This window comes from Desertibacillus haloalkaliphilus, assembly GCF_019039105.1.
Classification (GTDB): Bacteria; Bacillota; Bacilli; order Bacillales; family KJ1-10-99; genus Desertibacillus; species Desertibacillus haloalkaliphilus.
This window is the reverse complement of the sequence record NZ_JAHPIV010000329.1, coordinates 1-380: the sequence shown is the minus strand read 5'-3', so window position 1 is coordinate 380 and position 380 is coordinate 1. Positions and strand designations below refer to the sequence as shown.

Genomic DNA, 380 nt, shown 5'->3' with positions numbered 1-380 from the left:
ACCCAGATTTCTGGAATGACAATGTTGCGGCGCAGAAGGTGATTGATGCCAACAACATCTTGAAAGGTCGCCGTGATGACTACTTGAACTTGACAGCTGGCGTAGAGAACGTTGAGACGGCACTTGAACTATTGGCTGAATTGCCTGATGAAGACATGCAAGCTGAGATGGAAGCGGACTTGCAAAAGTTGTCAGACGACCTAGAGAGCTACCGTTTGGCACAATTGTTGAACGAGCCATATGACAAGAACAACGCCATCTTGGAAATTCACCCAGGGTCTGGTGGAACCGAGTCTGCCGACTGGGGTGCCAACTTGCAACGCATGTACACGCGTTGGGCTGAGCGCCACGGCTTTAAGGTCGAAATTATGGATTACCAC

1 protein-coding gene is annotated in these 380 nt (G+C 50.0%); it reads left to right on the top strand.

Going from position 1 to position 380, the window contains the following annotated elements:
• On the top strand, window positions 1-380 hold a 380-nt coding region (locus KH400_RS22180), incomplete at both ends, for a PCRF domain-containing protein (protein ID WP_217228328.1).